This is a genomic window from Streptomyces sp. NBC_00086 (assembly GCF_026343255.1).
GTDB lineage: Bacteria > Actinomycetota > Actinomycetes > Streptomycetales > Streptomycetaceae > Streptomyces.
The window spans coordinates 4,289,793-4,316,687 of the sequence record NZ_JAPELZ010000001.1; the positions used below are offsets into that span (position 1 = coordinate 4,289,793).

The window sequence follows — 26,895 nt, forward strand, 5'->3', positions numbered from 1 at the left end:
CGAAAGCTCTCCCTGTCATGACAGAGAAGACCACCGGTGCCAGCTACGCAGCCGCGGGCGTGGACATCGACGCGGGAGACCGCGCCGTCGAGCTGATGAAGGAGTGGGTGAAGAAGACGCAGCGCCCCGAGGTCCTCGGCGGCCTCGGCGGTTTCGCCGGCCTCTTCGACGCCTCCGCCCTCAAGCGCTACGAGCGCCCCCTGCTCGCCTCCGCCACCGACGGCGTCGGCACCAAGGTGGACATCGCCCGCCGCATGGGCGTGTACGACACCATCGGCCACGACCTCGTCGCGATGGTCATGGACGACATCGTCGTCTGCGGCGCCGAGCCGCTCTTCATGACCGACTACATCTGCGTCGGCAAGGTCCACCCCGAGCGCGTCGCGGCCATCGTCAAGGGCATCGCCGAGGGCTGCGTCCTCGCCGGCTGCGCCCTGGTCGGCGGCGAGACCGCCGAACACCCCGGCCTGCTGGGCCCGGACGACTTCGACGTGGCGGGCGCGGGCACCGGCGTGGTCGAGTACGACCGTCTGCTGGGCGCCGAGCGCATCCGTACGGGCGACGCCGTCATCGCGATGGCGTCCTCCGGTCTTCACTCGAACGGGTACTCGCTGGTCCGCCACGTCCTCTTCGACCGGGCCGGAATGTCCCTGGAGGGCCACGTCGAGGAGCTCGGCCGGACCCTCGGCGAGGAGCTGCTGGAGCCCACGAAGATCTACTCGCTGGACTGCATGGCACTCACCCGTACGGCCGACGTGCACGCGTACTCCCACATCACGGGCGGCGGCCTCGCGGCCAACCTCGCCCGGGTGATCCCGGACCACCTGCACGCCACGGTCGACCGCTCGACCTGGACCCCCGGTGCGATCTTCGACCTGGTCGGCAAGGCCGGGCAGGTGGAGCGCCTGGAGCTGGAGAAGACCCTGAACATGGGCGTCGGCATGATGGCCGTGGTCCCGCAGGAGTCGGTGGACGTGGCCCTGACCGCCTTGGCCGACCGGGGCGTCGACGCCTGGGTCGCGGGAGAGATCCTGGACCGCGGCGACCACACCGAGGGCGCGACGATGACCGGTGACTACGCGGGCTGACCGTCTCGGGGAGCCGGCCACCACCGGCTCCCACCTGCGCGAACAGCACGGAAACCCGGCCCGGGGCGATGCCCTGGACCGGGTTTCCGTACATATGAAGCTGTGTGCCGCTGCTGAGGAAGAGGATCAGCGCACCGCGAGGAGTCCGACGCCGAATGGCGCGTCAAGCACCGCGACGGTAGACGGACGGACCGGACTCTTCGTCCTCGTCCTCGTCATCGCTGTTGTAGCGCTCCGCGTACTTGGCGTACGGGTCGTCCTCGTCATCATCATCAAGCTCGTCATCGACGACCGGCTCGCTGACAGGCAGCGGTTCCGTGTGCGATGCGCCCAGCTCATTGGCCAGACGCGACAAGTCAGTCCCGCCGCTGCTGTACTTCAGCTGGCGGGCGACCTTCGTCTGCTTGGCCTTTGCCCGGCCGCGCCCCATGGCTCGACCCCCTCGGTGACGGGGCTCGACGGCCCCAGAGTCTGACACGCGTTCATGGTTCGGAGCGGGCTCTCCGTGGAGAGACCGTCCGTAGGGGTTTAACGGTACCTGCTTCCGCGGCCATACGGTACGCCGCCCGCATGACGCGCCCCGGTGCAGTACCAACAAGGCGCCCCGTCCCCGCTGGTCAGCTGCGATTTTAGCCGTTTCCTGACGGACGACCCGCCGAAGCGCAGTGAGTTCCGTCTCGCTGCGCCCCGGCGGGCCGCCCCAGAGGCGCCGTAAGGGCCCCGTGAGGGCCCCGTGAGGACCCCCGTGAGGGTCAGACCGCGCGCGCCGCGCTACGGGCGTCCGCCATGCGCTGCTCGGCGATGCGGTCGGCTGCCGCGGCCGGCGGGATCCCGTCCGACTTCGCACGTGCGAAGATCTCCAGCGTGGTGTCGAAGATCTTCGTGGCCTTGGCCTTGCAGCGGTCGAAGTCGAAGCCGCGCAGCTCGTCGGCGACCTGGATGACCCCGCCCGCGTTGACCACGTAGTCCGGCGCGTAGAGGATCCCGCGGTCCGCGAGGTCCTTCTCGATGCCGGGGTGGGCGAGCTGGTTGTTCGCCGCACCGCAGACGATCTTGGCGGTGAGGGCGGGCACCGAGTCGTCGTTCAGGGCCCCGCCGAGCGCGCAGGGGGCGTAGATGTCCAGGCCCTCCACGCGGATCAGCGCCTCGGTGTCGGCGACGGCGGTCACCTTGCCCGGGTGCTTGTCCAGGATGCGCTGCACGGACTCGGTGCGGACGTCCGTGATGACGACCTCGGCGCCGTCCTCCAGCAGGTGCTCGACCAGGTGGTGGCCGACCTTGCCGACGCCCGCGACGCCGACCTTGCGGCCGCGCAGGGTCGGGTCGCCCCACACGTGCTGGGCGCTGGCGCGCATGCCCTGGAAGACGCCGAAGGCGGTGAGGACCGAGGAGTCGCCGGCGCCGCCGTTCTCGGGGGAGCGGCCGGTCGCCCAGCGGGTCTCGCGGGCCACGACGTCCATGTCGGCCACGTAGGTGCCGACGTCGCAGGCGGTCACGTAGCGGCCGCCGAGGGACTCCACGAACCGGCCGTAGGCCAGCAGCAGTTCCTCGGACTTCAGGGCGTCCGGGTCGCCGATGATGACGGCCTTGCCGCCGCCGAGGTCGAGCCCGGCGAGCGCGTTCTTGTACGACATGCCGCGCGAGAGGTTCAGCGCGTCGAGGACGGCCTCCTCGTCCGAGGCGTACGCGTGGAACCGCGTACCGCCGAGGGCGGGGCCCAGGGCGGTGGAGTGGATCGCGATGACGGCCTTCAGGCCGGAGGCTCGGTCCTGGCACAGCACGACTTGCTCGTGGCCGCCCTGTTCACTGCGGAACAGGGTGTGCAGGACGCCGTCGGTCATTTCGGTCACGGTGGTGACTCCCATGGATGAGATGCGGCGGGAAAGACGCCCACCCTGCGGGTGGGGGAGGGCGTGCTGGGAGCAGCGTAAGACCTGCCGGGCCCCGTGTTCCCCCGTGTCCGGAGATCGGGACGTTCCGGGTCGGCGGCCCGGGGTGGCGGGCGGGGTGCGACCGGGCTGCGACCGGGCTGCGACCGGGCTGCGGGCGGGGCCGCGGGCCGCCGTCGGAGTAGCGCCGGGCGGGGCGGGGGAGTACGAGAGCGTGAGCGAATCCCCCGATCCCCGGCTGCCGTCCGCCCGCTCGGCCCCCGCCGTCCCCTACGCCTCCTACCTGCGCGTCTACGAGCCGCTGACGGCCTTCCCGGAGCCGGAGCGCACCCACTGGGCCGACTACGCCCGGCGCGGGGCCACCCCGACGGCCCAGGACGAACTGCGACGGTCGCTCGTGGACTTGGTGCGGGTGCCCGTGGTCGGGGTCCCGGCGCACGAGAGCGCGGACGCCTTCACCGCCGAGGTCGACGGGGTCCTGCTGGTCTGCCCCTGGCGGACGAGGCTGCGCGGCTGGCTCGCGCTCCAGGAGCTGGTGGCCGAGTTCCCGCTCCCGGTGCTCGACGCCGCCCTGCCCGCGGCCGCCCGCCGCCGCGCGGCCGAGGAGTACGAGGCCTGGCGCGGGCGGAACCCCGATGCGCGGCCGTGGATCCGTACAGGGGTCTGGCAGGTGCCGCTGCGCTGGTTCGTGCTGGTGTCCGACGAGGAACGGGAGTACGTGTCGGGCGAGGCGCTGCGCTACCGGACGCCGATGGTGCAGGCACGGCGCCGGCTCGCGCGGGGGCTGCGGACCCTGCGGGAGGCGGAGGGGTACGGGATGCTCGCCGACGGGCTGGTGGAGGTCGGGAGCTGGCTGGAGGAGTTCCACCCCCGCTCGATGGTGGAGCTCGACTACGGCGGGCTGCTGCATGCCCTGCCGGCCGACCGGCTGGAGGCCGACCACTCGGCCGCGGACCTGGCGGCGGGGCTCGCGGCCCTGCGGGCCGGGGACCGGGACGGGGCGGCGGGGACGTACGGGGCCCTGGCGGAGCGGTGGCGGGCGGTCCGGGAGAGACTCTTCGCCAACTGAGAGGTTCGGTTCCGAATCCGGTCGGAGTGACCTGCGCGACCCGAGTAGCGACTCCGGAGGCGGTTGTCCATCCGCCGATCGGCCGAGCACGGACGAGAACGTCCAGCTCAAGGCCGTGATGCCCTCTTTTGGGTCTTTGTTCCGGGACCTACGTCCCGATACGGGCCATTGGTCCAAGGGTGACGGACCGCACTTTCTACACCCTTGCGCCCTTCCCCTACCCTCGTGCCAAAATAGGACAAGGAGTCCGGGGAGGGTTCCTTCCGTCCAACTAAGGGCGGAATGCTCGGTATTGCACTCTACGGGGGGTCTGACGACTCCTGATCGCTCTGTGACTGATCGTCACAGTGGGGTGACTGTCCGTTATGGGACGGTCCATCGGCTTCCGCCGCTGATGAACACCTCGGAGGGCAATTCCATCGGTTTGGCCGTCGAGGCTGGACGGATGGTGTAGTTGTAGTGCCGAGGACAAGCCGTTCGTCCTATAACCGACTCGGCCCGCGTATGTCCATTTCGGGCAACGTGGGCCAAGGTGCAGAATTTAGAGGAAAGAACCGAGATGGTTCGGTTCTCCCGAGGAGGCCGCTCATGACCGCTCGCACCCCTGATGCCGAGCCGCTGCTGACCCCGGCTGAGGTTGCCACGATGTTCCGCGTGGACCCGAAGACGGTCACCCGTTGGGCCAAGGCTGGCAAGCTCACGTCCATCCGCACCCTGGGTGGACACCGCCGCTACCGCGAGGCTGAGGTCCGCGCACTGCTTGCGGGAATTCCGCAGCAGCGCAGCGAGGCCTGAGGTTCCGCAGCACCACTTATTGCCGGGTCTATATCGGGTCCCCCAATCCGATGAGATCCACAGAGCTTTGAAACGACCGGACCTGCCCCAACAGGTTCATCAGTCGTTCGATCGCGCTGGACTCCGCCGGGTCCAGCGCGATCTTTTTTTATGCCCTGGTCAGGGGGTTATCGAGCTGGTGTGCGGAGCCGCCGGGGGTGGGTGCAATGGCACATATAAAATCGAGTGGACGTATGAGTGCCATAAAAGCGTGCGTCTCAAAAACACATGGGGTGACTCCCGTCACAGATGATCACTCTTGTGGATCAGGCAATGCACCCCGTAAAGGGACGTGCCGCACAGAGCGCATCATCCGGACGGGCGATGTCGCGGCCGCCACGCGACGGTGGGGTCGGAGGGGTCGCGGACGGCGGCGAGGCGGTGGCCAGGCGCGGCCGAGCGGTGGCGAGGCGCGGCCGGGCGGTGGCCGGGCGGAGCGGTCCGGGTTTCTCCGGCGGCCCCGCACGGGGCTCCAGGCGCCTCCCAGCGCGCCGTGAAGGGCCTGCTGGGGGTTCTGGGGCCGGCTGGGCCCAATCGGGCCCGTGAGGCGCCCTGGTGGGCCGTTCGGCCCAACGGGCCCGTGCGGCGGTCGGTGGACCGGCCGGCACCTCGGGCCGTACGTCGCCCCGCACTTCGGTGCCGAAGTGCCCCCTCGGTGCCATCCGGCCCCGGAAACGCGTCAGGGCCCGCATCCCTGGGGATGCGGGCCCTGACGATCTTGCGAACCTGACGGGACTTGAACCCGCGACCTCCACCTTGACAGGGTGGCGAGCTAACCAACTGCTCCACAGGTCCTTGATTTGCGGCCGCTGGGCGGCTGCGAATCAGACTGTACCGCAGCTCAGGGGGTGCAGTCGAACTCGATCACCGAGCGGGTCCCGGGGCGGCCGCGTCCACCGCCTTCACGATGCGCTTGTCGGAGATCGGATAGGCCGTTCCGAGGGCGTGCGCGAAGTAGCTGACCCGCAGTTCCTCGATCATCCAGCGGATCTCGGTGACCGCCGCCGGGACCGGGCGCCCCTTGGGCAACTGCTCCAGCAGCCACAGGTACTCGTCCCGCATCTCGTGGACCTTCTCCATGCGCGTGGTGTCGCGCTGGACGCCCGTGGGCATCTGCTGGAGCCGCCGGTCGATCGCCACCAGGTAGCGCATCAGGTCCGGCAGCCGGCGCAGTCCGGTCAGTGTGACGAAGCCGGCCGGCATGAGCGCCGCGAGCTGCGTCTTGACGTCCTGGACGTTGGCCACCAGGGCGAGGCTGGCCGTGGTCTTCAGGCGGCGTTCGCAGGCCTGCCAGGCGGCCAGCACCTGCTGCACCTGCGTGATCGTCCGTACGGTCGTGTCCACCAGGTCGGTCCGCACGGCCTCGTAGAGCTTGCGGAAGCCCGCCTCGTCCCACGCCGGTCCGCCGTGCCGCGCGATCAGGTGGTCGGCCGCCGCGGTCGCGCAGTCGTCGAACAGCGCCTGGATGGAGCCGTGCGGATTGCGCGACAGCGCCAGCTTCTGCTGGTTGCTCAGGTGGTCCGAGGCGAACTTCGCCGGGTTCACCGTGATGTTGAGCAGGATGAGCCGCCGGGTGCCGAGCCGCATGGCCTGCTGCTGCTCGGCCTCGGTGTCGAAGAGGCGTACGGAAACGCTCGTACCGGCGTCCACGAGCGCCGGGTACGCCTTCACCGGCTGGCCGGCCCGGCGGGTCTCGAAGACCTTGGTCAGGGTGCCGATCGTCCAGTCCGTGAGCCCGGCCTTCTCCACCGACTCCCCGCCCTCCCGCTCGGCGGTGGCCGCGGCGGCCTGCGAGAGGGCCTGGCGGGCCTTGGGCTTGAGCTGGAGCCGCAGGGCCTCCAGGTCCTTGGCCTCGGCGAGGTTCTTGCGGCGCTCGTCGACGATCCGGAAGGTGATCTTCAGGTGGTCGGGGATGCGGGTGAGGTCGAAGTCCTCGGCGGTGACCGGGACCCCGACCATCCGCTGGAGCTCCCGCGCCAGCGTCACGTGCAGGGGCTCCTGCAGCGGGTGCGAGGTGGCCAGGAAGCGGGTCGCGAAGTTCGGCGCGGGCACGTAGTGCCGGCGGATCGGCTTCGGGAGGGACCGGATCAGCTCCGTGACCACCTCTTCGCGCAGGCCCGGGATCTGCCAGTCGAAGCCCTCGTCCGTGACCTGGTTCAGCACCTGGAGCGGGATGTGGACGGTGACGCCGTCCGCGTCCGCGCCCGGCTCGAACTGGTAGGTCACCCGGAACTTCAGCCGGCCCTGCATCCAGGAGTCCGGATAGTCGGCCTTGGTGACCCCGGCCGCCTTTTCCGTCAGGAGCATCTCGCGCTCGAAGTCGAGCAGTTCGGGCTCGTCGCGCTTCTTGTGCTTCCACCAGGAGTCGAAGTGCGCCCCGGAGACCACGTGTTCGGGGATCCGCTGGTCGTAGAAGTCGAAGAGCGTCTCGTCGTCGACCACGATGTCGCGGCGCCGGGCCCGGTTCTCCAGCTCCTCCACCTCGGTGAGGAGCTTGCGGTTGTCGGCGTAGAACTTGTGGTGGGTCCGCCAGTCGCCCTCGACCAGGGCGTTGCGAATGAACAGATCGCGGGAGACCTCGGCGTCGATCCGGCCGTAGTTGATCTTCCGCTGAGCGACGATCGGCACGCCGTACAGCGTGACCTTCTCGAAGGCCATCACCGCTGCCTGGTCCTTCTCCCAGTGCGGCTCGCTGTACGTGCGCTTGATCAGGTGCTGGGCGAGCGGCTCCACCCACTCCGGCTCGACCTTGGCGTTCACCCGGGCCCACAGCCGCGAGGTCTCCACCAGCTCGGCCGACATCAGGAACTTCGGCTGCTTCTTGAACAGCGAGGAACCCGGGAAGATCGCGAACTTGGCGGACCGGGCCCCCAGGTACTCGTTCTTGTCGGTGTCCTTCAGCCCGATGTGCGAGAGCAGGCCGGCGAGCAGGGAGATGTGCACGCTCGTCTCGGGGGCATCGGCCTCGTTGACGTGGATGCCCATGGACTTGGCGACCGTACGCAGCTGCGAATAAATGTCCTGCCATTCGCGGATCCGCAGGAAGTTCAGGTACTCCTGCTTGCACATCCGGCGGAAGGAGGAGGAGCCGCGCTCCTTCTGCTGCTCCCGGACGTAGCGCCACATGTTCAGGAAGGAGAGGAAGTCGCTCGTCTCGTCCTTGAACCGGGCGTGGTTCTGGTCGGCCTGCGTCTGCTTGTCCGAGGGCCGCTCGCGCGGGTCCTGGATGGACAGGGCCGCCGCGATGACCATGACCTCGCGGACGCAGTTGTTCTTGTCCGCCTCCACCACCATGCGGGCGAGCCGCGGGTCCACGGGCAGCTGGGAGAGCTGGCGGCCCATCGGCGTGAGCCGCTTCTTGTGATCCTTCTCGTCCGGGTCGAGCGCGCCGAGCTCCTGGAGGAGCTGCACGCCGTCGCGGATGTTGCGGTGGTCCGGCGGGTCGATGAAGGGGAACTTCTCGATCTCGCCGAGGCCGGCCGCGGTCATCTGGAGGATGACGGAGGCGAGGTTGGTGCGCAGGATCTCGGCGTCCGTGAACTCCGGACGGGTGGTGAAGTCGTCCTCGGAGTAGAGCCGGATGCAGATGCCGTCGCTGGTACGGCCGCAACGGCCCTTGCGCTGGTTGGCGCTGGCCTGCGAGATCCGCTCGATGGGCAGCCGCTGGACCTTGGTGCGGTGGCTGTACCGGGAGATGCGGGCGGTGCCCGGGTCGATCACGTACTTGATGCCGGGGACGGTCAGCGAGGTCTCGGCGACGTTGGTCGCGAGGACGACGCGGCGCCCGGTGTGCTGCTGGAAGACGCGGTGCTGCTCGGCGTGCGAGAGGCGCGCGTAGAGGGGGAGGACCTCGGTCAGGCGGAGCTTGCGCTTCTCCAGCGCGTCCGCCGTGTCGCGGATCTCGCGCTCGCCGGAGAGGAAGACCAGGATGTCGCCCGGCCCCTCCGCCTGGAGCTCGTCGACGGCCTCGCAGATCGCGGTGATCTGGTCGCGGTCGCTGTCCTCGGAGTCGTCTTCGAGGAGCGGCCGGTAGCGGACCTCCACCGGGTACGTCCGGCCGCTGACCTCGACGATCGGGGCCTCGCCGAAGTGCCGGGAGAAGCGCTCCGGGTCGATGGTCGCCGAGGTGATGATCACCTTGAGGTCGGGGCGCTTGGGCAGCAGCGTGGCGAGGTAGCCGAGCAGGAAGTCGATGTTCAGCGACCGCTCGTGGGCCTCGTCGATGATGATCGTGTCGTACGCGCGCAGCTCGCGGTCCGTCTGGATCTCGGCGAGCAGGATGCCGTCCGTCATCAGCTTGACGAAGGTCGCCTCCTGGTCCACCTGGTCGGTGAACCGGACCTTCCAGCCGACGGTCTGGCCGATCTCGGACTTCAGCTCCTCCGCGATGCGCTCCGCGACCGTGCGGGCCGCGATCCGGCGGGGCTGGGTGTGCCCGATCATGCCCCGGACGCCGCGCCCCAGCTCCATGCAGATCTTGGGGATCTGCGTGGTCTTGCCGGAGCCGGTCTCGCCCGCGACGATCACGACCTGGTGGTCGCGTATCGCCTCGGCGATCTCGTCCTTCTTCTGGCTGACGGGAAGGTTCTCGGGATACGTGACCTCGGGCTTTCGCGAGGCGCGCTTGGCCAGTCGCACGGCGGCCGTTTCGGCCTCCGCTGCGATCTCGTCGAGCACGGCCTGCTTGGCCTCGGGCTTGCGGATGCGGCGGGCGCCTTCGAGGCGGCGGCCGAGGCGGTGCGCGTCACGGAGGGAGATCTCACCGAGAAGCGTCTGCAGGGCGGCGAAGGAAGTAGACATACCTGGTCGAGGATCTCACCCGTAGGTGCCGGGTGGCGAACGCATTTGTGGGGCTGACCCGTACCATTTCGGGACGAGTCCCCCGAGCGTTACCCCGATGTGTCCCTCCGGCACGTCACCGGCGATGTCCCGTCGCCTTCCTGCCGATGTCCCAGTGAGAGGCCGCCCACGATGCCCCGCAGCCGCCGCCTCCGGTGCGTGTTCGCGGTGCTGCTGGGCTGGGCCCTGCTGGCGGGGACCTTCCAGGCGGCGGCCGCTCCGGTGACCGCCCGGGTCGCGGCGGCGCCGGTGGCCTTGACCGTCCCGGCCGTCGCGACGGTTCCCCCGGTCCTGGCCGTCCCGGTCGCCGAGGCCCTCGCAGCCGCCGGGCAGGGGGCCGTGCGGGCAGGGGCCTCCGCGGAGCCGGGCTCCGCCGCTCCCGTCGCGGCCTTCGCCGCCTCCGCCGGGCCGCCCGGACCCGCCTGCGCCCCGGGTTCACCCGGCCGGGACGGCGTACCCGCCCTGCCGGCGCGGGCCGGGTCCGACCAGGCGCAGGCCCAGGCCCCGCCCGTGCGGCCCGGGCCCGAGGTGGCGGTCCCGTCGCGGGCGATACCCGTACGGGCCCTCGTACGCGGGCCCGACCGGCCGGCGCCGTCCCCGCCGGAGCTGTCCGTGATGCGGGTCTAGGAGGACCGGCCGCATCGGCCACCCGGTCCTACCCTTCCGTCCGCACAGCTCTGGAGCACCCGCATGCCCGCCTCCCCTTCCTCCTCCTCTTCCTCCCGCAAGCCCCTGCTGATCTCCGCCGGGGTCGCCCTCGCCGCCGTCACCCTCGGCCTCGTCTCCTGGCAGGCCACCAAGCCCGAGGACACCACCGACGGCGCCGCCCGGCAGTCCGCGGCTGCCGTTCCGGAGGCCGGATCCGCCACGGACCCCGCCGCGCAGCTCAAGGCCCTGGCCCGCCGCGAGTCCGGGGACAAGCTCGCGGCCGGCCGGGCCGACGCTCCCGTCGTCCTGATCGAGTACTCCGACTTCAAGTGCGGCTACTGCGGAAAGTTCGCCCGCGACACCGAGCCCGCGCTGGTGAAGAAGTACGTGGAGGACGGCACCCTGCGCATCGAGTGGCGCAACTTCCCGATCTTCGGCGCCGACTCCGAGGCCGCCGCCAAGGCCGCCTGGGCGGCGGGGCAGCAGGACCGCTTCGCGCAGTTCCACGCGGCCGCGTACGCCGAGGGAGCCAAGGAGAAGGGCTTCGGCGCGGAGCGGCTGACGGAGCTGGCGCGCGAGGCCGGGGTCCCGGACCTGGAGCGCTTCAAGAAGGACATGGCCGGGGAGCAGGCCGCGGCCGCTCTGGCGAAGGACCAGGAGGAGGGCTACCGCATCGGCGTCACCTCCACCCCGTCCTTCCTGATCAACGGGCAGCCCATCGCCGGAGCCCAGCCCCCTGCGGCCTTCGAAGCCGCCATCGCCAAGGCCAAGGCGCAGGCGGCCGCGAAGTGACCGACGCCGGATACCTGGCCGCCCTGCTCGGCGGCCTCCTCGCGCTGCTCAGCCCGTGCAGCGCACTGCTCCTGCCCGCCTTCTTCGCGTACTCCATCGACTCCACGTCCCGGCTGCTGGCGCGCACCGGGATCTTCTACGCGGGCCTCGCGAGCACCCTCGTACCGCTGGGGGCGGCGGGTTCGTACGCCGGGCGGTTCTTCCACGGCAACCGCGAGGCCCTCGTGCTGTTCGGCGGCTGGCTGATCATCGCGCTTGGCCTCGCCCAGATCCTCGGGCTGGGCTTCGCCTCGAAGCGGATCTCGGAGCTGTCGGGGAGGATCCGGCCGACCACCGCCCTGTCGGTGTACGCGCTGGGCGCGGTCTACGGGCTGGCCGGCTTCTGCGCCGGGCCCATCCTCGGCAGCATCCTGACGGTGGCGGCGGTCAGCGGCAGCCCGGTCTACGGAGGCCTGCTGCTGGCGGTGTACGCACTGGGCATGGCCGTGCCGCTGTTCGTGCTGGCACTGCTCTGGGAGCGCTTCGACCTGGGCCGCCGGCGCTGGCTGCGCGGCCGCACCTTCTCGGTCGGCCGCTTCGAACTGCACACCACCTCGCTCGCCTCGGGCCTGTTCTTCATCCTGCTCGGCGTGCTGTTCCTGGCCTACGACGGGGCGAGCGCCCTGCCGGGGGTGCTGGACGTGGACGATTCGTTCGCGGTGGAGCAGCGGGTGCAGGCCGTGGCGGACGCGGTTCCGGACTGGGCGCTGCTCGGACTGGTGGCCGTGGCGGCCGCCGGCGCGGGCCTGGCGCAGTGGCGCCGGCGGGCCCGGGCGGCGGCCGGAGCGGGCGCGGGCGCGGAAGGGGAATGACGAAGAAGGCCCCGTCCGATGGACGGGGCCTTCTTGATTCTGGTGGCTGGGGCCGGGGTCGAACCGGCGACCTATCGCTTTTCAGGCGATCGCTCGTACCAACTGAGCTACCCAGCCACGAAACCGTTTCCGGCTTCAGCGAACCTGACGGGACTTGAACCCGCGACCTCCACCTTGACAGGGTGGCGAGCTAACCAACTGCTCCACAGGTCCTTGCAATGTGCGAGCACAAGTCTCGCACACGGTAATGCGTACCCCCAACGGGATTCGAACCCGTGCTACCGCCTTGAAAGGGCGGCGTCCTGGGCCACTAGACGATGAGGGCTAAAGGCCCGCCGGGCACTTTCCAGCGCGTCGGGGACGTGAGAAGCATATGGGATCCCGGCGGCGATCGCCAAAACGGTTTCCGCGGGCGGGTCCGAGGCGGGCCGGAGGCGGGTTCGCGGCGGAGCGGATGCGGGTCCGGAACGGCCTGAGGGGTCAGCCCCAGCCGAGTTCGTGGAGCCGCTCGTCCTCGATGCCGAAGTGGTGGGCGATCTCGTGGACCACCGTCACGGCGACCTCGTGGACCACTTCCTCCGCGCTCTCGCACATCCGCAGGGTCGGCCCCATGTAGATCGAGATCCGGTCGGGCAGGACCCCGGCGTACCACTCGCCGCGCTCCGTGAGCGGGGTTCCCTCGTAGAGGCCGAGCAGTTCGGGGTCGTCGGCGGCGGGCTCGTCCTCCACGAAGACGGCCACGTTGTCCATGACCCGGGTCAGCTCCTCGGGGATCGAGTCCAGCGCTTCGGCCACCAACTCTTCGAACGCGTCACGCGTCATCTCCAGCACGAGGCCATTCTCCCGTGCCGGGGTCCGATTGCGGCGGACCGGTTTCCCCGGCCCGTTTCCGGCGGGCCGGGACCCGTCGCGGGAGAATGGCCCGGTGGCGACATGCGAAGCGGAGTGCGGATGACCCGGCCGGCGCGGGGGCCGGAGGCCATCGACCCCGACGTCGACCTCCACGTGCCGGCGCAGCGCGCCGAACCGCAGGGCCGGGTGCTCGCTGCCGTGGCCGCGGGCGGCGCCGTGGGAGCCGCGGCGCGGTACGGGGTCGGGCTGCTGTGGCCGGCCGCGCCCGGGGCCTTTCCGTGGGGGACCTTCTGGATCAACGTGGCGGGCTGCGCGCTCATCGGCGTCCTCATGGTGCTGATCAGCGAGGGCGGCCGGTCGGCGCACCCCCTCGTACGGCCCTTCCTGGGGGTGGGGGTGCTCGGCGGGTTCACCACCTTCTCCACCTACGCCGTGGACTTCGCGCGGCTGCTCGACGCCGGTGAGGCCGGTACCGCGCTGGCGTACGCCGGGCTCACGGTGGCCGGGGCGATGGGCGCCGTGTGGGCCGCTGCCGTGATCACCCGGCGCGCCGTCGGTGACGGCCGGGGCCCGGCCCGGGGGTGGGGGCGGGGATGAACTGGCTGATCGTCATGGTGGGCGCGGCCGTCGGGGCGCCCCTGCGGTACCTGACCGACCGGGCCGTGCAGGCGCGGCACGACTCGGTCTTCCCCTGGGGGACCTTCGTGGTGAACGCGGCCGCCTCCCTGGTGCTGGGGGCGCTGACCGGCGCGGTGCTGGACGGGGCCGCCTCCTCTCGGCTGAACCTGCTGCTCGGTACGGGGCTGTGCGGGGCGCTGAGCACCTACTCGACGTTCTCCTACGAGACGCTGCGCCTCGCCGAGCGGGGCTGGAAGTTCCTGGCGGCGGCCAATGTGGCGGCCTCGGTGCTGATCGGGCTGGGTGGGGTCACGCTCGGCCACCAGGTGGCGGGACAACTGTTCGCCTGAGGGCGCGCCGCCCGTCTCCGTCGGGGCGTACTGGGGCGTGACCCATACGGGGCAGAGGGAGTTGGGCACATTGACCCGCTCATCGCGGACCTTTGCCAGCGTTCCGGAGGTGCCCCGTGCGCCAGTTTTCCGCTTCCCTCCGATCCCCCCGGTCGCTTCGCCTCGCGGTCGCCGCGCTCGCGGTGGCGGCGACCGCGGGCTGCATGAGTGTCGGGGAGGACGCCGCGAAGCCAGGGCCCTCCGCCTCGACGGGTGTCCAGGGCGGCAAGTCCGGCGGTGGCTCCTCGTCCGGGAAGGGCGCCGGGAGCCAGGGCGGCGGCCACGGCTCGAAGGGCGGTACGGGGAACCAGGACGGCAAGTCCGCGGGCCCCGGGACCACCTCCGGCGCGGCCGGGGCCTCCCCCAGCCCGGGCGCGCCGGCCGGTCCGCCCGGGGCTCCCTCGCCGTCGGCCGGTCCGGGTGGCGAAGCGGGCGGCCAGGGTCCCCAGCAGCCCCCGGCGGGCGGTTCCGGGTCCGGGTCGGGCTCCGGTGGAGGCGGCTCCTCCGGTGGCGGCCAGCCCGCCTCCCCGACCCCGGAGCCGCCGGCCTCCGAACCGCCGGTCTCCCCGCCGCCAGTGACGGAACCCACACCGGCTCCGGAGTCCCCGAAGCCGGAGGAGTCGACCGATCCGGGCACCCAGCCCTAGGCCCGATGTCGGCTCGGACCCGGCCCGATCCGCCCGCCAGGCTCTGGCGGGCGGATGGTGTTTCCGCAGGTCAGCGCCGTCTTCGGGGGTGGGACTTGCCAGACCCGGGGGAGGGTGCGTATGGTTATAGATCGTTTGATCCCATTGCCCGGCGCCGACTCCGAAGAGCGCCGCGTGGCGCGTACTCTCCCCAGCCGTGGCTGACCGCATTGAGGCGGTCGATTTGCGAATTCACGGAGTTTGGGCGCGTGCCGAGACTCCGGAAGGTTTCGCATTTCGCATGTCCATTTCCAGTTCTGACCGTTCCGTCATGCCCGAGAACGACTCCAACGAGATCGTCGACGCCGAGACCCTTGCGGTCACCGAGGCCATCGAGGCCGTAGTCGCCGACGAGATCATCGAGGCCCTCGAGGCCGACGTGGCGAACCACGAGTCCGACGAGTCCGATGACTCCTTCGAGGACTCCACCGAAGACTTCAACGACGACGCAGAGGCCGACGACGCCGACGCCGAGCCCACCCTGACCTTCGGCGACCTCGGTCTGCCGGACGGCATCGTGCGCAAGCTCGCGCAGAACGGCGTCACCGCGCCCTTCCCGATCCAGGCCGCGACCATCCCGGACGCCCTGGCCGGCAAGGACATCCTCGGCCGTGGCCGCACCGGCTCCGGCAAGACCCTCTCCTTCGGTCTGCCGACCCTGGCCTCGCTGGCCGGTGGGCACACCGAGAAGAAGAAGCCCCGCGCGATCATCCTGACGCCGACGCGTGAGCTCGCGATGCAGGTCGCCGACGCTCTCCAGCCCTACGGCGACGTCCTCGGCCTCAAGATGAAGGTCGTCTGTGGCGGTACCTCCATGAGCAACCAGATCTTCGCTCTGGAGCGCGGTGTCGACGTCCTCGTCGCCACCCCGGGCCGTCTGCGCGACATCATCAACCGCGGCGCCTGCTCCCTGGCGAACGTCCAGGTCGCGGTCCTCGACGAGGCCGACCAGATGGCCGACCTGGGCTTCCTGCCCGAGGTCACCGAGCTGCTCGACCAGATCCCCGGCGGCGGCCAGCGCATGCTCTTCTCCGCCACCATGGAGAACGAGATCGGCACCCTGGTCAAGCGCTACCTGACCAACCCCGTCACGCACGAGGTCGACAGCGCGCAGGGCAACGTCACGACCATGACGCACCACGTCCTCGTCGTGAAGCCGAAGGACAAGGCGCCGGTCACGGCGGCCATCGCCGCCCGCAAGGGCCGCACCATCATCTTCGTCCGCACCCAGCTGGGCGCCGACCGCATCGCCGAGCAGCTCATCGAGTCCGGCGTGAAGGCCGACGCGCTGCACGGCGGCATGACGCAGGGTGCCCGTACCCGCGTCCTCGCCGACTTCAAGGACGGCTACGTCAACGCGCTCGTCGCCACCGACGTCGCCGCCCGCGGCATCCACGTCGACGGCATCGACCTGGTCCTGAACGTGGACCCGGCCGGTGACCACAAGGACTACCTGCACCGCTCGGGCCGTACCGCCCGCGCCGGCAAGTCCGGTGTCGTCGTGTCGCTGGCGCTTCCGCACCAGCGCCGCCAGATCTTCCGCCTGATGGAGGACGCGGGCGTCGACGCTTCGCGCCACATCGTCCAGGGCGTCGGCGCCTTCGACCCCGAGGTCGCCGAGATCACCGGTGCCCGTTCGCTGACCCAGGTCCAGGCCGACTCCGCGAACAACGCCGCCAAGCAGGCCGAGCGCGAGGTCGCCGACCTCACCAAGCAGCTGGAGCGCCTGTCGCGCCGTGCCGTCGAGCTGCGCGAGGAGGCCGACCGCCTGGTCGCCCGCTCCGCACGTGAGCGCGGCGAGGACCCCGAGGCCGCTGTCGCCGAGGTGGTCGAGGCCGCCGAGGCCGAGGTCGCGGCAGCCGTGGCCGAGCCGGTCGCGGAGGAGCGCCCCGCGTTCCAGAGCCGTGACGACCGTGGCAACTACGAGCGCCGTGACAACCGTCGCGACGACCGTGGTGACCGTGGCGGCGACCGTGGCGGCTTCCGCCGTGACGACCGCGGCGACCGCGGTGGCGACCGTGGCGGTTTCCGCTCCGGTGGCGACCGTCCGACCGGTGGTGGCTTCCGTCGTGACGACCGCCCCTCGGGTGGTTTCAACCGTGACGACCGTGGTGGCGACCGTGGCGGTTTCCGCTCCGGTGGCGACCGTCCGACCGGTGGCGGTTTCCGCTCCGGTGGCGACCGTCCGGCCGGCGGCGGTTTCCGCTCGGGCGGCGACCGTCCGACCGGTGGTGGCTTCCGTCGTGACGACCGCCCCTCGGGTGGTTTCAACCGTGACGACCGTGGCGGCTTCCGCTCGGGCGGCGACCGTCCGACCGGTGGTGGCTTCCGTCGTGACGACCGCCCCTCGGGTGGTTTCAACCGTGACGACCGTGGTGGCGACCGTGGCGGTTTCCGCTCCGGTGGCGACCGTCCGACCGGTGGCGGTTTCCGCTCCGGTGGCGACCGTCCCGCCGGTGGTGGCTTCCGTCGTGACGACCGCCCCTCGGGTGGTTTCAACCGTGACGACCGCGGTGGCGACCGTGGCGGTTTCCGCTCCGGTGGCGACCGTCCGACCGGTGGCGGCTTCCGCTCCGGTGGCGACCGTCCGGCCGGCGGCGGCTTCCGCTCCGGCGGCGACCGTCCCGCCGGCGGCAGCGACCGCCGCGACGACAAGCCCCGCTGGAAGCGCAACGGCTGAGACCGGCCGCTGAACTGATCGCCTGACAGGGCCCCTACGACCACCCGTCGTAGGGGCCCTTTCGGCGTTGTCGGCCCCTGTTGCTAGGCTCCGCAGACTTTGCAGTGGGGGCAGGGCGAGGGCGCTGGCCGCCGCTGAGGCGGGCCCCCGAGTTCCGGGGGGAATGATGAGACGAACGCGCACGCGCGCACTGGCCGCGCTCGCGCTGACCACCACGGTGGTCACGCTGGCCGCCGTACCGGCCACGGCGGCGGAGGCACCGACAGGAGCAGCGGTCGTGCGGGCCGCGGCGGCCGAGACCGTACTGCCCGCGACCCAGCGGCGCATTCCGCGCGGCACCCGCATCCTCGAAGCGGGTACGACGGGCCTGCTGCTCGCCCAGGAGGGCGACGACCGGCTGCTCTGGATCGACTACGCGACGGGCACCACGACCGCGCTCGCGACGCGTCTCGCGTCCAAGCCCGTGTACGACGTCGACAACGGCTCCTTCACGCAGGCCCCGTTCAGCTTCGAGCCCGGGTACTACGGCGCGGGCTCCGACACGGTCGCCCTGTACTCCGCGACTCCGGTGCCGCACGTGACCCTTCAGAAGGGTGCGGGCGCTGCCTTCGCGGACATCGCCCTGCCGCCCGGCCAGACGTACAAGGGCACCTTCGGGGACACCGTGGTCACCGTCGAAGGCGACCCGAACGCGCCCGGTGCGTACCACCTGCTCAAGGCCGGCGGAGCCGGCAAGGCGAGTGACACCCCGGTGAAAGGGCTCCTGGCCGGCGCCGCGGAGAGTCGGTTGGTGGACGGCGACGCGAAGTCCGTGATCGTGCGCCAGGCCGTGTCCGTCCCCTCCGGCAGGGCCTGGCGCTGGATGATGATCGACCTCGCCACCGGGCAGGCGACGGGGCTGCCGGACCGCCCCGACCCGGAAGACCCGTACGCGGTCACCGGCTTCCGGCTCGCTCCGCGGGGGCTGCTGCGGTTGCACGGCCACGGCACTCGGGTGGATGTGCTGGACAGGGCGAAACTCGATGCCGCACCTCTGAGGACGTTGGGGATCTCGGCTCCGGACCAGCCGGAATTCGCCCTGCTCGGTCGCGAGACCCTGCTGGGTGTGGACCCGCGGATCAACGACGACCGCACCGGTGGCAATCTCTGGAGCCTTCCGGAGGGCAGCGACGACAGCAACGTCGAGCTCGGGTCCGCTCACCTGCAACTGGCCGTCGCTCCCGACGGCTCGGTCCTCGCCGTCGGCTCCGTCGCGGAGTCGAGCACGAGCCAGGGAGACGTGGCCTGGGCCGTCCACCGGCTCACCCGGTCGGCTACCGGTGCCACAGAGGTGAAGCGTGTCGCCACCGTCGCGCCGGTGCCGGCCTCGGTCTACGGCCTGGCTCTCGGCAGCGGCATCCTGAACACCTCGGACAACAGCACCGTGTACGAGCCCGCGACCATCATCGGAACCTATCGAACCGCACGGCTGAGCACCGGCCCCGGTACGCCCGCGGTCCTCTCCAGTACGGTCGACCGGCCCACCGGCGGTGAGGACGGGGGCTGCTGGAGCTGGGACAGCAAGCGCTGCCTGGCCATGTTCTCCTCCGGAGACGGCAACCACGGCCGCCTCAATCCCACAGAGCAGGGCGGCACGGTCCTCTTCCCGTCCGGCGCCACCGGCTGGGGTCCCAGGGTCACCACCGGAGAGGACAGCCCGGCGCTCACCGACTTGTCGGGCCGCTTCGGCATCGTCGCGGGGCTCTCCTCCGGCAACCAGTACGTGACCGAGTTCAAGGAGCCCTCCTCCGGATCCGTGCTGATCAAGCGCGACAAGGTGGCCTCCGCGGTCTGGGGCTCCACCCTCTGGAGCGGCTCCACGGCGGACGGCACGATCAGCCGGCAGGACCTGCCCCGAGGCGCCGCGCAGAAGGTCTTCAAGACGCTCGACGGCTGCATGCCGAACGCGCTCCAGGCCGTCGGCCGCTGGGTCTACTGGGCCTGCCCGAAGGACGCGGACGCGGGCAAGCCGGCCGCGGCCGGCCTCTTCGACCAGACCTCCGGCAAGGCGGTGGCGGTGCCCGCCGATCCCGCGCTCCTCGGGGACGGCTATCTGGTGCGCCGTACGGAGACCACGGGGCTCGAACTGACCGACCTGACCGGCGGGGTGCCGGCGGCCGGCAAGACGCTGCCCACGCGGGTGCTGGTGGGCAAGGCCGCGCTGGGCGCGTCCATCGGGCGCCGCACCGGCTGGACGGTCGACCGCTTCGGCGGCCACGTCGCCTACGTGGACGACGCGGAGCGCGTGCACATCGTGCCGACCGGCGTGGCGGCCTCCCCGTTGACTGGGATCGACGTGGTGGCGCCCGCCGCCGTACTGGACCTCAAGAAGGTGCCCGCACAGACGTGGACCGGGAAGTGGTGGCTGTCCAAGCCCGCCGCCTCGTGGACGCTGAAGGTCCGGGACCGGGCGACGGGCGTCCTGACCGTCGTGCGCAGGGGCGGCGAGGCGCGCGGCCTCATCGCCCCCACCTGGGACGGCAAGGACGCCTTCGGGAAGCTCTTGTACAGCGGCGCGTACGACTGGGCGCTGACCGCCAAGCCCGCCGACGGGCTGGGCGCCGACCTCATCGTCTCGGGGGCCGTTTCGCTCTCCGGGGCCGGGGCGAGGCCGCCCCGGGACCACGTCGGGGACGGGAACGGCGACCTGTTCGGGCTGAAGGCCGACGGGACGGCCGAGTTCCGTCCGGGCGGCGCGGGCGCCTTCGGCGCGGCCGTCTCCGGTAGCGGCTGGACCGGCGCGAACGCGGCCAACGCCGTACTGCCGTTCGGCGACGTGGACGAGGACGGCTGCAACGACGTGCTCGTGCGGATGGCGGCCGGTGAACTGCGGGCCTACCGCCCCGGCTGCGGGAACCCGTTGAAGCCGGCCTCGCCGTACACGGTGGTCGGGGCTGGCGGCTGGAACACGTACGACACGCTCGTCTCCCCGGGGGACCTCACGGGTGACGGGCGGGCCGATCTGCTGGCCAAGAACGACGCCACGGGCCACCTGTTCCTGTACGCGCTCAACGGCACCCGGCTGGAAGCGAAGGTGCTGGTGGCCGAGGGCCTGAAGGGGTACCGGCTCACGGGTGCGCGCGACCTGAACGGAGACGGCCGCGGCGACCTGTTGGGCCGGGACCCGGCCGGGAAGTTGTGGTTCTACGCCGGCGGGGCCGACGGCAAACCGGCCGCCCCGGTCCAGATCGGTACGGGCTGGAACATTTTCAACGCGGTCGTCGGCGTTGGCGACATCACCGGTGACGGCAAGTCCGACCTGGTGGCGCGGGACACGTCGGGGGTCCTGTGGCGCTACGCCGGGCGGGGCAACGGCAGGTTCGAGGCACGCGTGAAGATCGGCGACGGCTGGGGGGCGTACGCGAGTCTGAGTTGATGACACGGTCCGGACAGCCGATACCCCATCGGCTGTCCGGCGCTCTGCGGCTATGCTCTGGGGTGAGCACACCGAGGGCCATTAGCTCAATTGGCAGAGCAGCGGACTTTTAATCCGTTGGTTGTCGGTTCGAGTCCGACATGGCCTACTGCTCGCAGGCGGGGGTTAACCCCTCTGACCTGCTACTTAGCGCCTCGATTGGCTTCGGCCGATCGAGGCGCTTCGTCGTTCGGGACCCCGTGCGGGAGCGATGCGGGAGCGGCGGTGCTGGAACTCCCGTTCGCCGCCACGGCCGGACGTGCTCTCGGGACGAGCCGGGCAGCTGCCTCAGCTGCGGCCTTGTCGACCTCGGGCAGCAGGCTCGTGTACGTGTCCGAAGTCAGCGTGATGGTGGAGTGCCGCAGCGTCTCCTTGATGGTGTGGAGGTCGCCACCGCCGGCGTGCGTGAGGGTCGCCGTCCCGTGGCGCAGGTCCCGGAGGTTGATGGGCGGCAGGCCGATCTCCTCGTAGAGGCGCCGGAACTCCTTGGAGACGGTGCCCGGATGCAGCCAGGTGCCGTCCTCCTTGGTGAAGACCTTCCCCGTGTTCTGCCAGCCTTTCCCCCACTTGAGGCGCTCCTTGTTCTGGCGGACCCTGTGCGCCCGCAGAACGGCCACGGTGTCGTTGTCCAGGCCGATGGTGTTCGCGCTGGAGTCCGTCTTCGGCTCCGACTCGTACGGCGTCCATCCGTCCTGCACGATCTCGCTCGCGACGGTGAGGAGCCCGGCGTCCAGGTTCACGTGCGTCCAGTCCTGGCCGACGCCCTCGCCGCGCCGCAGACCGCGGAACGCGATCAGGTGGAAGAACGCGTACAGCCGGTGGTCTGACGCGTGGTCGAGGAAGGCCCCGAGCTGCGCCGGCATCCACACCATGACCGGGCTGGGCTTCTCGCCGGTCTCCAGCCACCGCTCCACGCGCTCAGCTGTCCACAGGAGCGGCTTGGGCCGCTTGCCCGACTCAAGCTCTACGTGCGCGGCCGGGTTGAAGGTGACGAGCTGCCGAGCAATCGCGGCATTCAGCGCGGCCCGCAGCGTCCGCCGGATGCTCTGACGGGTCGCAGGACCCGTGAGCTTCCGGAACGGCTTCATCTCGGCGAGCTTCTCCTTCTCCAGAGCCAGCTTGGCCCGCTCGGCGGCAACAGGGCGCCCAGCCTTGCTCGGCTTGCACCGCGCGATCTGATCACGGCGCTCCTGGTTCTCGGCCGCGATCACCTCGTTCTCGTCGCCGATGGCGTCGAACATCTCCACGAGGTGCCCGACGTTGAGCCGGTCCAGCCGCAGGTGCCCGATGCGCGGCTTCAGGTGAACCTTGATGTGTGAGGCGTACCCGTTGGTCGTGGTCTTCCGGGTCTTCTTCGCCGCGAGCCAGGTGTCGAGCCACTCGCCGACCGTGATTCGGATGGTGAGCGACTGCGTGGTGTGGAGCCGGCGCCGCGTCTCTTCGAGGTCCGGTAGCGGAGCCTTGTCCTGCGCCACTTTGGCCAGCAGCTCGACGATGCGCTCGCGGCCCTCGTCGTCGTCCGAATCGGCCAGGGCGAGCAGGGCCCGTATGTGGTCCAGGTCGGCCTGGGCTTCCCCCTTCGACTCGTAGCCGCCACGGGTGAACGAGCGCCGCGTGCCCTCGCTGGTGGGCGGGAGCTCCTGCCGCAGCCTGTACGCCCCGTGGCGCTTGCCCTTGAGTTTCGGGCACTTACTCCCGAGCAGCTTCCCGCTCTCCTGGTCCCGGCAGTTGCACCGCCGGTGAGTCGACCCGTTCAATCTCAGTCCCCCTCAACAGATCCCCGCGACCCCTTCGCCACGGGCCCCAACTGACCTTGCTTGCGTGCCGCCCCGACCCACTTCGCGGCAGCGGAGTGCGAGACGCCGAAGTGCTCGGCGACCGCGACGGTGGGCGGCCGGCCTTGCTTGTGCGCCTCTCGGTAGACCTCGGCCACGTTGGTCAGGTGGTCCGGGGTGAGGCTGCGGCGCTGCCCAGGTGTCTGCTGCGACGGCAGCAGGGCGAACAGCGGGGCCAGCAGGCGCCGTGCCTCTTCCTTCTTCCGCTCGAACGCGGAGGCCGACTGGTCGGCCTGAGGGGCAAGGATCTCCCCGAGCCATTCGGTGGCCGAGCTGTTCACCAGCTGCATGAACGCGGCGTGCTTCCACGTCGCGATCCCTGCCGCTCCGAGAACCGCTTCGAGACCGAAGTCGGCTCCCGTGTCCCCGGTCATGACGGACACCAGCTGCACGCCCGATTGGGGGTCGGCGCGGAAGCACAGCGCGACCGTGGCGCGGACCTTCTTCCCCACGGCGATACCGGTGAAGTGGCTCGGCATCTTCAGGTGCCCGAGATCGACGAGAGGCGGTTCCCCGCGGAACTGGTCGTAGGGCCAGCCGGGGGTGGCTACGTAGTCCCATCCATCGGGCACTCCATCATTCTGCATGCCTTAATCCTGCCTGAAGGGCAAGGAAGTGGCAAGGATGACTGTCCCGCTCGTTCCCTCTCCCGCGCTCATGGACTCCATCCCGCTTTCCCGGTCTCTCCTTGTTTGTGCTCATCAAGTCTCATCTGGTCTCTCATCTTCCTTCTCAGTCCTTCTCTTTCCCTATCTAACCTTGCCTGTCGGCAAAGTTCATTATCTGCCACGGGGTAAAGAAGTCCTGTGGAGTTGAGGCAAGGTATCGGCTAGGCTCGGTCCATGATCAGAACTGATGTCCTGCGTCTTGCGCAGGTACGGGCCGACGCTGCCTCGGGGGCAGCGATGCGCACCCGTGCCGCCGCTCGGCTGTCGCTGTCGGAGATCGCGGACCTGTGCGGGGTGGACCCGTCGACGGTCTGGCGCTGGGAACGTGGGAAGCGAAGCCCGAGGGGAGAGGCCGCGCTCGCTTATGCGCGGGTCCTCGAAGACTTGGCCCAGCACAGGCTTCACCGAGACGAGGTGGCATGAGCGGCGCCCTCACCCGAGCCGAGCTGCTCGCCCTTCCGGCGACCGTCGACCTTGAGACTGCCGGCCGCGCGTTCGGACTCAAGCGCAGCACGACGTACACCCTGGCGAAGCGGGGAGAGCTGCCGGTGCGGACTATGCGGCTCGGCCGCGCACTGCGGGTCGTCACCGCCGAGCTGCACGTAGCACTCGGCATCCGTCCGCAGGAAGAGGCCGGGCTCCGCACGGATGTTGGCGCATCCGCCGGAGCCCTCGAACTCTCCAGCTCTGTCCAAGCCTGAACAGCACGACGGCACGGGGTGCGAACGACGAAGCCCGCCCCGTGCCGCCGCAAGGAGACCTCTACATGCAGGAGCCTATCCAGCTCCCCAGCACGATCGAGTCCGACCTATTGGCGGCCCGTTCCCGGCCCACCGCACCGAACCCCCTGCGCGTCGCTCTCTGGGCCGCCGCGCAGGGCTGGCACGTCCATCCGCTTACGCCGGGAACGAAGATTCCCGTCCGCGGATGTGACCGGTGTTCTCCTGGGACCAAGCAGCGGCCCAACCGGCAGTACACCGAGCATGATGGGCACGCCTGCCCCTGCGTCGCCGCTGGCCGTCCCTGCCACGGTGTCCTCGCCGCGACCAACGACCCCAGCCTGATCGTGGCCTGGTGGAACCGTCTGCCAGCTGCCGGCGTGGGAATCGCAGCAGGGCCGTCCGGGCTGGTCATCCTTGATGTGGACAGCCACGAGGGAGATGCCCCCGTTGACCCGGAGGCCCTTCTCCCCGGCGTCGACCTGCCCTATGACATCGCGCCTGGCAGTGTTGCGGACGGTCGTGACACGCTGGCCCTGCTCGTCGAGGCGCGGCGCGCGACGCTGCCCGGCTGTGGGCCGGAGACGCTCACCGTGCACACTCCTTCGGGCGGCGTGCACTACTGGTTCCGTGCCCCGGCCGGTACGACGTGGCGCCCGCTCGCCGGTGCCTTGGGCTGGCAGCTCGATGTGCGCGCGGGGTCCTCATACGCGGTGGCGCCCGGCACGTCCACTCGTGCCGGCGCGTACACCGCGCTCGGCGACTGCCGTACGGTCGCCGAGCTGCCCGTCTGGCTGGCGCGGGACCTCGACCGCACCGGGCACCGCGTACGCCCCGAGCGACCCCGCACCGCACTGCCCTGGCGCTCCCACACCGTGGGCGGCGGGTACGTCGCCGCTGCCATCGAGGGCGAGCTGCGCGCCGTCGCTGAGGCGCAGGCTGGCACCCGTAACGAGACCCTCAACCGTGCCGCTTTCAACCTCGGCACGCTGCGCGCCGTCGGCCAGCTCGACCGCGCCCAGCTCGCCGACGTGCTCCGCGACGCCGCGCGCCACGCCGGACTGCCCGACCGTGAGGCTGAGGCCGCGATCCGCTCCGGACTGTCGGCCGGCGAGCGGTACCCCCGCACCCTCACCGGAGCTGCCGCGTGACCCATGTCCCGACCTTCAACCCGACCGCCGCTGCTCGCTCCGTCGTGCCCTTCCCTGTGCAGGGTGCGGGCACGGAACAGCAACGTGCCCCGAAACAGGAACGACAGCCCCCGCAGGCCGAGGTACTGCGCGTGCTCGGGCAAAACCGGTTCCGGTACCTGCATCACAACGGCGCCCCGTACGCAGTCCCGTACGACGGCCCGCCCATCGCCGTGCCGCTGCGCGCCGCCGCGCACACGGGGACCGGAAGCCTGCGCCAGCACCTGACCTACGCCTACGTCACCGAACACGACCGAACGCCGTCGCAGACCGCGCTCGCCGACACGCTCGCCGCCCTCGACGCGCTCGCCATGCGGGCCCCCGAGACCGAACTGCACCTGCGCGTCGCCGCAGACCCCGAGGACACGGCAGTGTCCTGGCTCGACCTCGGCCGCCCGGACGGGGAGTCTGTCCGCCTTGCCCCGGACGGATGGGCGCTGACGTCCCCGGACCCGGAGACTGGGCCGATATGGCGGCGCAGCAAGTTGGTTCGCTCCTTGCCTCGCCCGGACCGCTCCGCCGGCGGCTGGCGCGAGGGCATCGAGGAGTTCGCCGAGCTGCTGCCGTTCACGCCGGAGACGCTGCCGCTCGCGGTCGGCTGGCTGCTGGCCGCGCTGCGCCCGGAGATGCCGCGCCCGATCGCATACCTGACTGGCGAGCAGGGAACGGGCAAGAGCACCTCGGGCCAGATGCTCGCGGGGATCATCGAGGGTGCTCGCGCTCCATTGCGACAGGCGCCCGAGAACCTGCGCGACCTCGGCCCGACCACCGCGGCCGGATGGGTGCTCGCCCTCGACAACCTCTCCGGGCTGCCTGGCTGGCTGTCCGACGCCCTGTGCCGCATCGTTACGGGCGACGCGCAGGTGACCCGAGCCCTCTACACCGACGACGACGTGAACGTGCTGACCTACCAGCGCCCCGTACTGCTCACCGGGATCGACCTCGGCGCACTCCGCAACGACCTCGCCGAGCGCATGCTGCCACTCGAACTCCAGCCTATCCCCCGCCATAAGAGGCGCACCGCGGGATCGCTCTGGGCCACGTACGAGCAGGCACACCCGCGCATCCTCGGCGCCCTGCTCGACCTCGCCGTCGCCGTGTGGGCGGATCTCCCGCACGCCGCGGCGGACCTGGCCGAGCGTCCACGGCTCGCCGACTTCGCCGAGCTGCTGCACGCCCTCGACCGCGTCACCGGCTGGCACAGCCTCGCCGCCTTCAACGGGGCACAGGACGCCCTGAACGATGCCGTGCTCGACGGCCACCCTGTCGCCGGAGCCCTGCGGGAGTGGACCGAATCGCCGGGCTTTCCGCCCGGCGGCTGGCAGGGCACCATGGCCGAGCTGCACCGGCAGCTCGGCAGCGATGGCCGTGGCCTCGGCGACGGGTGGCCGAAGACGCCGGCCGTTCTGAGCGCCCGCATTCGACAGGTCGCACCGGCACTCCGCGCCCGCGGTATCCAGGTGGCACGAACCTCGGGCAGCAACAAGCACGGCAAGGTCTACGCCGTCACGCGCCACCCGACCCCGTGATTGCGCCCCCTTTAGCGCAGATCACGTGCCCCGGAACGGCAACAGCCGCCCGGGGCACTTTCCTGTCCGGGGGACGCACGGGGGACGGCGGGGGGACGAAGGGGACGTAGGCCGATCCTCGAGGCGCCCCCTTGATTCCCGCGGCACGGCGCGGATCACGGGACCGGGGGACTCAGGGGACGCCTCCGCACCCGTTCTCCTCTGTCTCAGTCAGAGAAGGAAGGAGGAAGGAGAGAGAGCAGCCTGGAAACAGCGTCCCCTGCGT

General features: G+C 70.9%; 21 protein-coding genes and 5 tRNA genes. 16 read left to right on the plus strand and 10 right to left on the minus strand.

Annotated elements, in window-relative coordinates; translation table 11 throughout:
• Positions 1–17: 17 nt before the first annotated feature.
• Positions 18–1,088, plus strand: a complete 1,071-nt coding sequence (gene purM / locus OG276_RS19250; RefSeq protein ID WP_266907134.1) for a phosphoribosylformylglycinamidine cyclo-ligase — start codon at positions 18–20, stop codon at positions 1,086–1,088.
• A gap of 163 nt (positions 1,089–1,251) precedes the next feature.
• Here purM and OG276_RS19255 read toward each other — a convergent pair whose 3' ends face one another.
• Positions 1,252–1,518: a DUF3073 domain-containing protein gene (locus tag OG276_RS19255; RefSeq protein WP_243341155.1), complete on the minus strand. Its 267-nt coding sequence runs from the start codon at positions 1,516–1,518 to the stop codon at positions 1,252–1,254.
• A 322-nt stretch (positions 1,519–1,840) separates the two neighbouring features.
• A complete protein-coding gene (locus OG276_RS19260) occupies positions 1,841–2,938 on the minus strand; it encodes a Glu/Leu/Phe/Val dehydrogenase dimerization domain-containing protein (RefSeq protein ID WP_323182346.1) in 1,098 nt (365 codons plus the stop codon).
• Between the two features lie 277 nt (positions 2,939–3,215).
• Between OG276_RS19260 and OG276_RS19265 the strand changes: the two genes are divergently transcribed.
• Entirely contained in the window at positions 3,216–4,046 is an 831-nt protein-coding gene (locus tag OG276_RS19265; protein ID WP_266912926.1) for a hypothetical protein, read from the plus strand.
• A 588-nt stretch (positions 4,047–4,634) separates the two neighbouring features.
• Entirely contained in the window at positions 4,635–4,841 is a 207-nt protein-coding gene (gene bldC / locus OG276_RS19270; protein ID WP_003949541.1) for a developmental transcriptional regulator BldC, read from the plus strand.
• A gap of 760 nt (positions 4,842–5,601) precedes the next feature.
• Here bldC and OG276_RS19275 read toward each other — a convergent pair.
• Positions 5,602–5,675, minus strand: a tRNA-Asp gene (locus OG276_RS19275).
• A 69-nt stretch (positions 5,676–5,744) separates the two neighbouring features.
• Positions 5,745–9,680: an ATP-dependent RNA helicase HrpA gene (gene hrpA, locus OG276_RS19280; RefSeq protein WP_266907139.1), complete on the minus strand. Its 3,936-nt coding sequence runs from the start codon at positions 9,678–9,680 to the stop codon at positions 5,745–5,747.
• A gap of 171 nt (positions 9,681–9,851) precedes the next feature.
• On the opposite strand from hrpA, the gene OG276_RS19285 reads away from it, so the two are divergent.
• From OG276_RS19285 to OG276_RS19295, 3 genes are all read left to right on the plus strand, one after another.
• The gene (locus tag OG276_RS19285; protein WP_266907141.1) at positions 9,852–10,346 is read left to right on the plus strand and encodes a hypothetical protein; all 495 of its coding nucleotides are present in this window, start codon (positions 9,852–9,854) and stop codon (positions 10,344–10,346) included.
• 63 nt (positions 10,347–10,409) lie between these two features.
• Positions 10,410–11,159, plus strand: a complete 750-nt coding sequence (locus tag OG276_RS19290) for a DsbA family protein (RefSeq protein WP_266907143.1) — start codon at positions 10,410–10,412, stop codon at positions 11,157–11,159.
• Positions 11,156–12,010 (plus strand): cytochrome c biogenesis CcdA family protein, encoded by an 855-nt coding sequence (locus OG276_RS19295; RefSeq protein ID WP_266907145.1) that lies wholly within the window; start codon positions 11,156–11,158, stop codon positions 12,008–12,010. The genes OG276_RS19290 and OG276_RS19295 overlap by 4 nt, the downstream gene beginning before the upstream one ends.
• Positions 12,011–12,050: 40 nt before the next feature.
• On the opposite strand, the gene OG276_RS19300 is transcribed toward OG276_RS19295, so the two are convergent.
• The 4 genes from OG276_RS19300 to OG276_RS19315 all read right to left on the minus strand — a co-directional run bounded on the left by OG276_RS19300 (position 12,051) and on the right by OG276_RS19315 (position 12,841).
• Positions 12,051–12,127, minus strand: a tRNA-Phe gene (locus tag OG276_RS19300).
• 22 nt (positions 12,128–12,149) lie between these two features.
• Positions 12,150–12,223: transfer RNA gene (locus tag OG276_RS19305), tRNA-Asp, on the minus strand.
• Between the two features lie 39 nt (positions 12,224–12,262).
• Positions 12,263–12,335, minus strand: a tRNA-Glu gene (locus tag OG276_RS19310).
• 155 nt (positions 12,336–12,490) lie between these two features.
• Positions 12,491–12,841, minus strand: coding sequence for a metallopeptidase family protein (locus OG276_RS19315; RefSeq protein WP_266907147.1), 351 nt, complete (start codon positions 12,839–12,841; stop codon positions 12,491–12,493).
• A 102-nt stretch (positions 12,842–12,943) separates the two neighbouring features.
• On the opposite strand from OG276_RS19315, the gene OG276_RS19320 reads away from it, so the two are divergent.
• From OG276_RS19320 to OG276_RS19345, 6 genes are all read left to right on the plus strand, one after another.
• Positions 12,944–13,459 (plus strand): CrcB family protein, encoded by a 516-nt coding sequence (locus OG276_RS19320; RefSeq protein ID WP_266907149.1) that lies wholly within the window; start codon positions 12,944–12,946, stop codon positions 13,457–13,459.
• Positions 13,456–13,830, plus strand: coding sequence for a CrcB family protein (locus OG276_RS19325; protein ID WP_266907151.1), 375 nt, complete (start codon positions 13,456–13,458; stop codon positions 13,828–13,830). The genes OG276_RS19320 and OG276_RS19325 overlap by 4 nt, the downstream gene beginning before the upstream one ends.
• 203 nt (positions 13,831–14,033) lie before the next feature.
• On the plus strand, positions 14,034–14,516 hold the full coding sequence (locus OG276_RS19330; RefSeq protein WP_266907153.1) for a hypothetical protein: 483 nt from the start codon (positions 14,034–14,036) through the stop codon (positions 14,514–14,516).
• Between the two features lie 280 nt (positions 14,517–14,796).
• Positions 14,797–17,235 carry a DEAD/DEAH box helicase gene (locus OG276_RS19335; RefSeq protein WP_266907155.1) on the plus strand — a complete coding sequence of 813 codons (2,439 nt, stop codon included), beginning with the start codon at positions 14,797–14,799 and terminating at the stop codon, positions 17,233–17,235.
• 163 nt (positions 17,236–17,398) lie between these two features.
• A complete protein-coding gene (locus OG276_RS19340; protein WP_266907156.1) occupies positions 17,399–20,650 on the plus strand; it encodes a VCBS repeat-containing protein in 3,252 nt (1,083 codons plus the stop codon).
• Positions 20,651–20,725: 75 nt separating this feature from the next.
• A tRNA-Lys gene (locus OG276_RS19345) sits at positions 20,726–20,798 on the plus strand.
• 34 nt (positions 20,799–20,832) lie between these two features.
• On the opposite strand, the gene OG276_RS19350 is transcribed toward OG276_RS19345, so the two are convergent.
• Both OG276_RS19350 and OG276_RS19355 read right to left on the minus strand, forming a co-directional pair.
• Entirely contained in the window at positions 20,833–22,446 is a 1,614-nt protein-coding gene (locus OG276_RS19350; RefSeq protein WP_266907158.1) for a tyrosine recombinase XerC, read from the minus strand.
• Positions 22,447–22,448: 2 nt separating this feature from the next.
• The gene (locus OG276_RS19355) at positions 22,449–23,096 is read right to left on the minus strand and encodes a hypothetical protein (RefSeq protein ID WP_266907160.1); all 648 of its coding nucleotides are present in this window, start codon (positions 23,094–23,096) and stop codon (positions 22,449–22,451) included.
• Between the two features lie 333 nt (positions 23,097–23,429).
• Here OG276_RS19355 and OG276_RS40960 point away from each other — a divergent pair, with 333 nt between their 5' ends.
• From OG276_RS40960 to OG276_RS19370, 4 genes are all read left to right on the plus strand, one after another.
• The gene (locus OG276_RS40960; RefSeq protein ID WP_353963466.1) at positions 23,430–23,615 is read left to right on the plus strand and encodes a helix-turn-helix transcriptional regulator; all 186 of its coding nucleotides are present in this window, start codon (positions 23,430–23,432) and stop codon (positions 23,613–23,615) included.
• Positions 23,612–23,893 carry an integrase gene (locus OG276_RS19360; protein ID WP_215146330.1) on the plus strand — a complete coding sequence of 94 codons (282 nt, stop codon included), beginning with the start codon at positions 23,612–23,614 and terminating at the stop codon, positions 23,891–23,893. Before OG276_RS40960 ends, OG276_RS19360 begins: the two co-directional genes overlap by 4 nt.
• A gap of 65 nt (positions 23,894–23,958) precedes the next feature.
• Positions 23,959–25,062 (plus strand): bifunctional DNA primase/polymerase, encoded by a 1,104-nt coding sequence (locus tag OG276_RS19365; protein WP_266907163.1) that lies wholly within the window; start codon positions 23,959–23,961, stop codon positions 25,060–25,062.
• On the plus strand, positions 25,059–26,630 hold the full coding sequence (locus OG276_RS19370) for a hypothetical protein (protein WP_266907165.1): 1,572 nt from the start codon (positions 25,059–25,061) through the stop codon (positions 26,628–26,630). The genes OG276_RS19365 and OG276_RS19370 overlap by 4 nt, the downstream gene beginning before the upstream one ends.
• The last annotated feature ends 265 nt before the right edge of the window (positions 26,631–26,895 follow it).

Excerpts from the sequence above, each read along its gene's own strand:
- purM (WP_266907134.1), top strand. The coding sequence starts at position 18 with ATGACAGAGAAGACCACCGGTGCCAGCTACGCAGCCGCGGGCGTGGAC.
- OG276_RS19255 (WP_243341155.1), bottom strand. The coding sequence starts at position 1,518 with ATGGGGCGCGGCCGGGCAAAGGCCAAGCAGACGAAGGTCGCCCGCCAG.
- bldC (WP_003949541.1), top strand. The coding sequence starts at position 4,635 with ATGACCGCTCGCACCCCTGATGCCGAGCCGCTGCTGACCCCGGCTGAG.
- hrpA (WP_266907139.1), bottom strand. The coding sequence starts at position 9,680 with ATGTCTACTTCCTTCGCCGCCCTGCAGACGCTTCTCGGTGAGATCTCC.
- OG276_RS19285 (WP_266907141.1), top strand. The coding sequence starts at position 9,852 with ATGCCCCGCAGCCGCCGCCTCCGGTGCGTGTTCGCGGTGCTGCTGGGC.
- OG276_RS19290 (WP_266907143.1), top strand. The coding sequence starts at position 10,410 with ATGCCCGCCTCCCCTTCCTCCTCCTCTTCCTCCCGCAAGCCCCTGCTG.
- OG276_RS19320 (WP_266907149.1), top strand. The coding sequence starts at position 12,944 with ATGCGAAGCGGAGTGCGGATGACCCGGCCGGCGCGGGGGCCGGAGGCC.
- OG276_RS19325 (WP_266907151.1), top strand. The coding sequence starts at position 13,456 with ATGAACTGGCTGATCGTCATGGTGGGCGCGGCCGTCGGGGCGCCCCTG.
- OG276_RS19330 (WP_266907153.1), top strand. The coding sequence starts at position 14,034 with ATGAGTGTCGGGGAGGACGCCGCGAAGCCAGGGCCCTCCGCCTCGACG.
- OG276_RS19335 (WP_266907155.1), top strand. The coding sequence starts at position 14,797 with ATGTCCATTTCCAGTTCTGACCGTTCCGTCATGCCCGAGAACGACTCC.
- OG276_RS19340 (WP_266907156.1), top strand. The coding sequence starts at position 17,399 with ATGATGAGACGAACGCGCACGCGCGCACTGGCCGCGCTCGCGCTGACC.
- OG276_RS40960 (WP_353963466.1), top strand. The coding sequence starts at position 23,430 with ATGCGCACCCGTGCCGCCGCTCGGCTGTCGCTGTCGGAGATCGCGGAC.
- OG276_RS19360 (WP_215146330.1), top strand. The coding sequence starts at position 23,612 with ATGAGCGGCGCCCTCACCCGAGCCGAGCTGCTCGCCCTTCCGGCGACC.
- OG276_RS19365 (WP_266907163.1), top strand. The coding sequence starts at position 23,959 with ATGCAGGAGCCTATCCAGCTCCCCAGCACGATCGAGTCCGACCTATTG.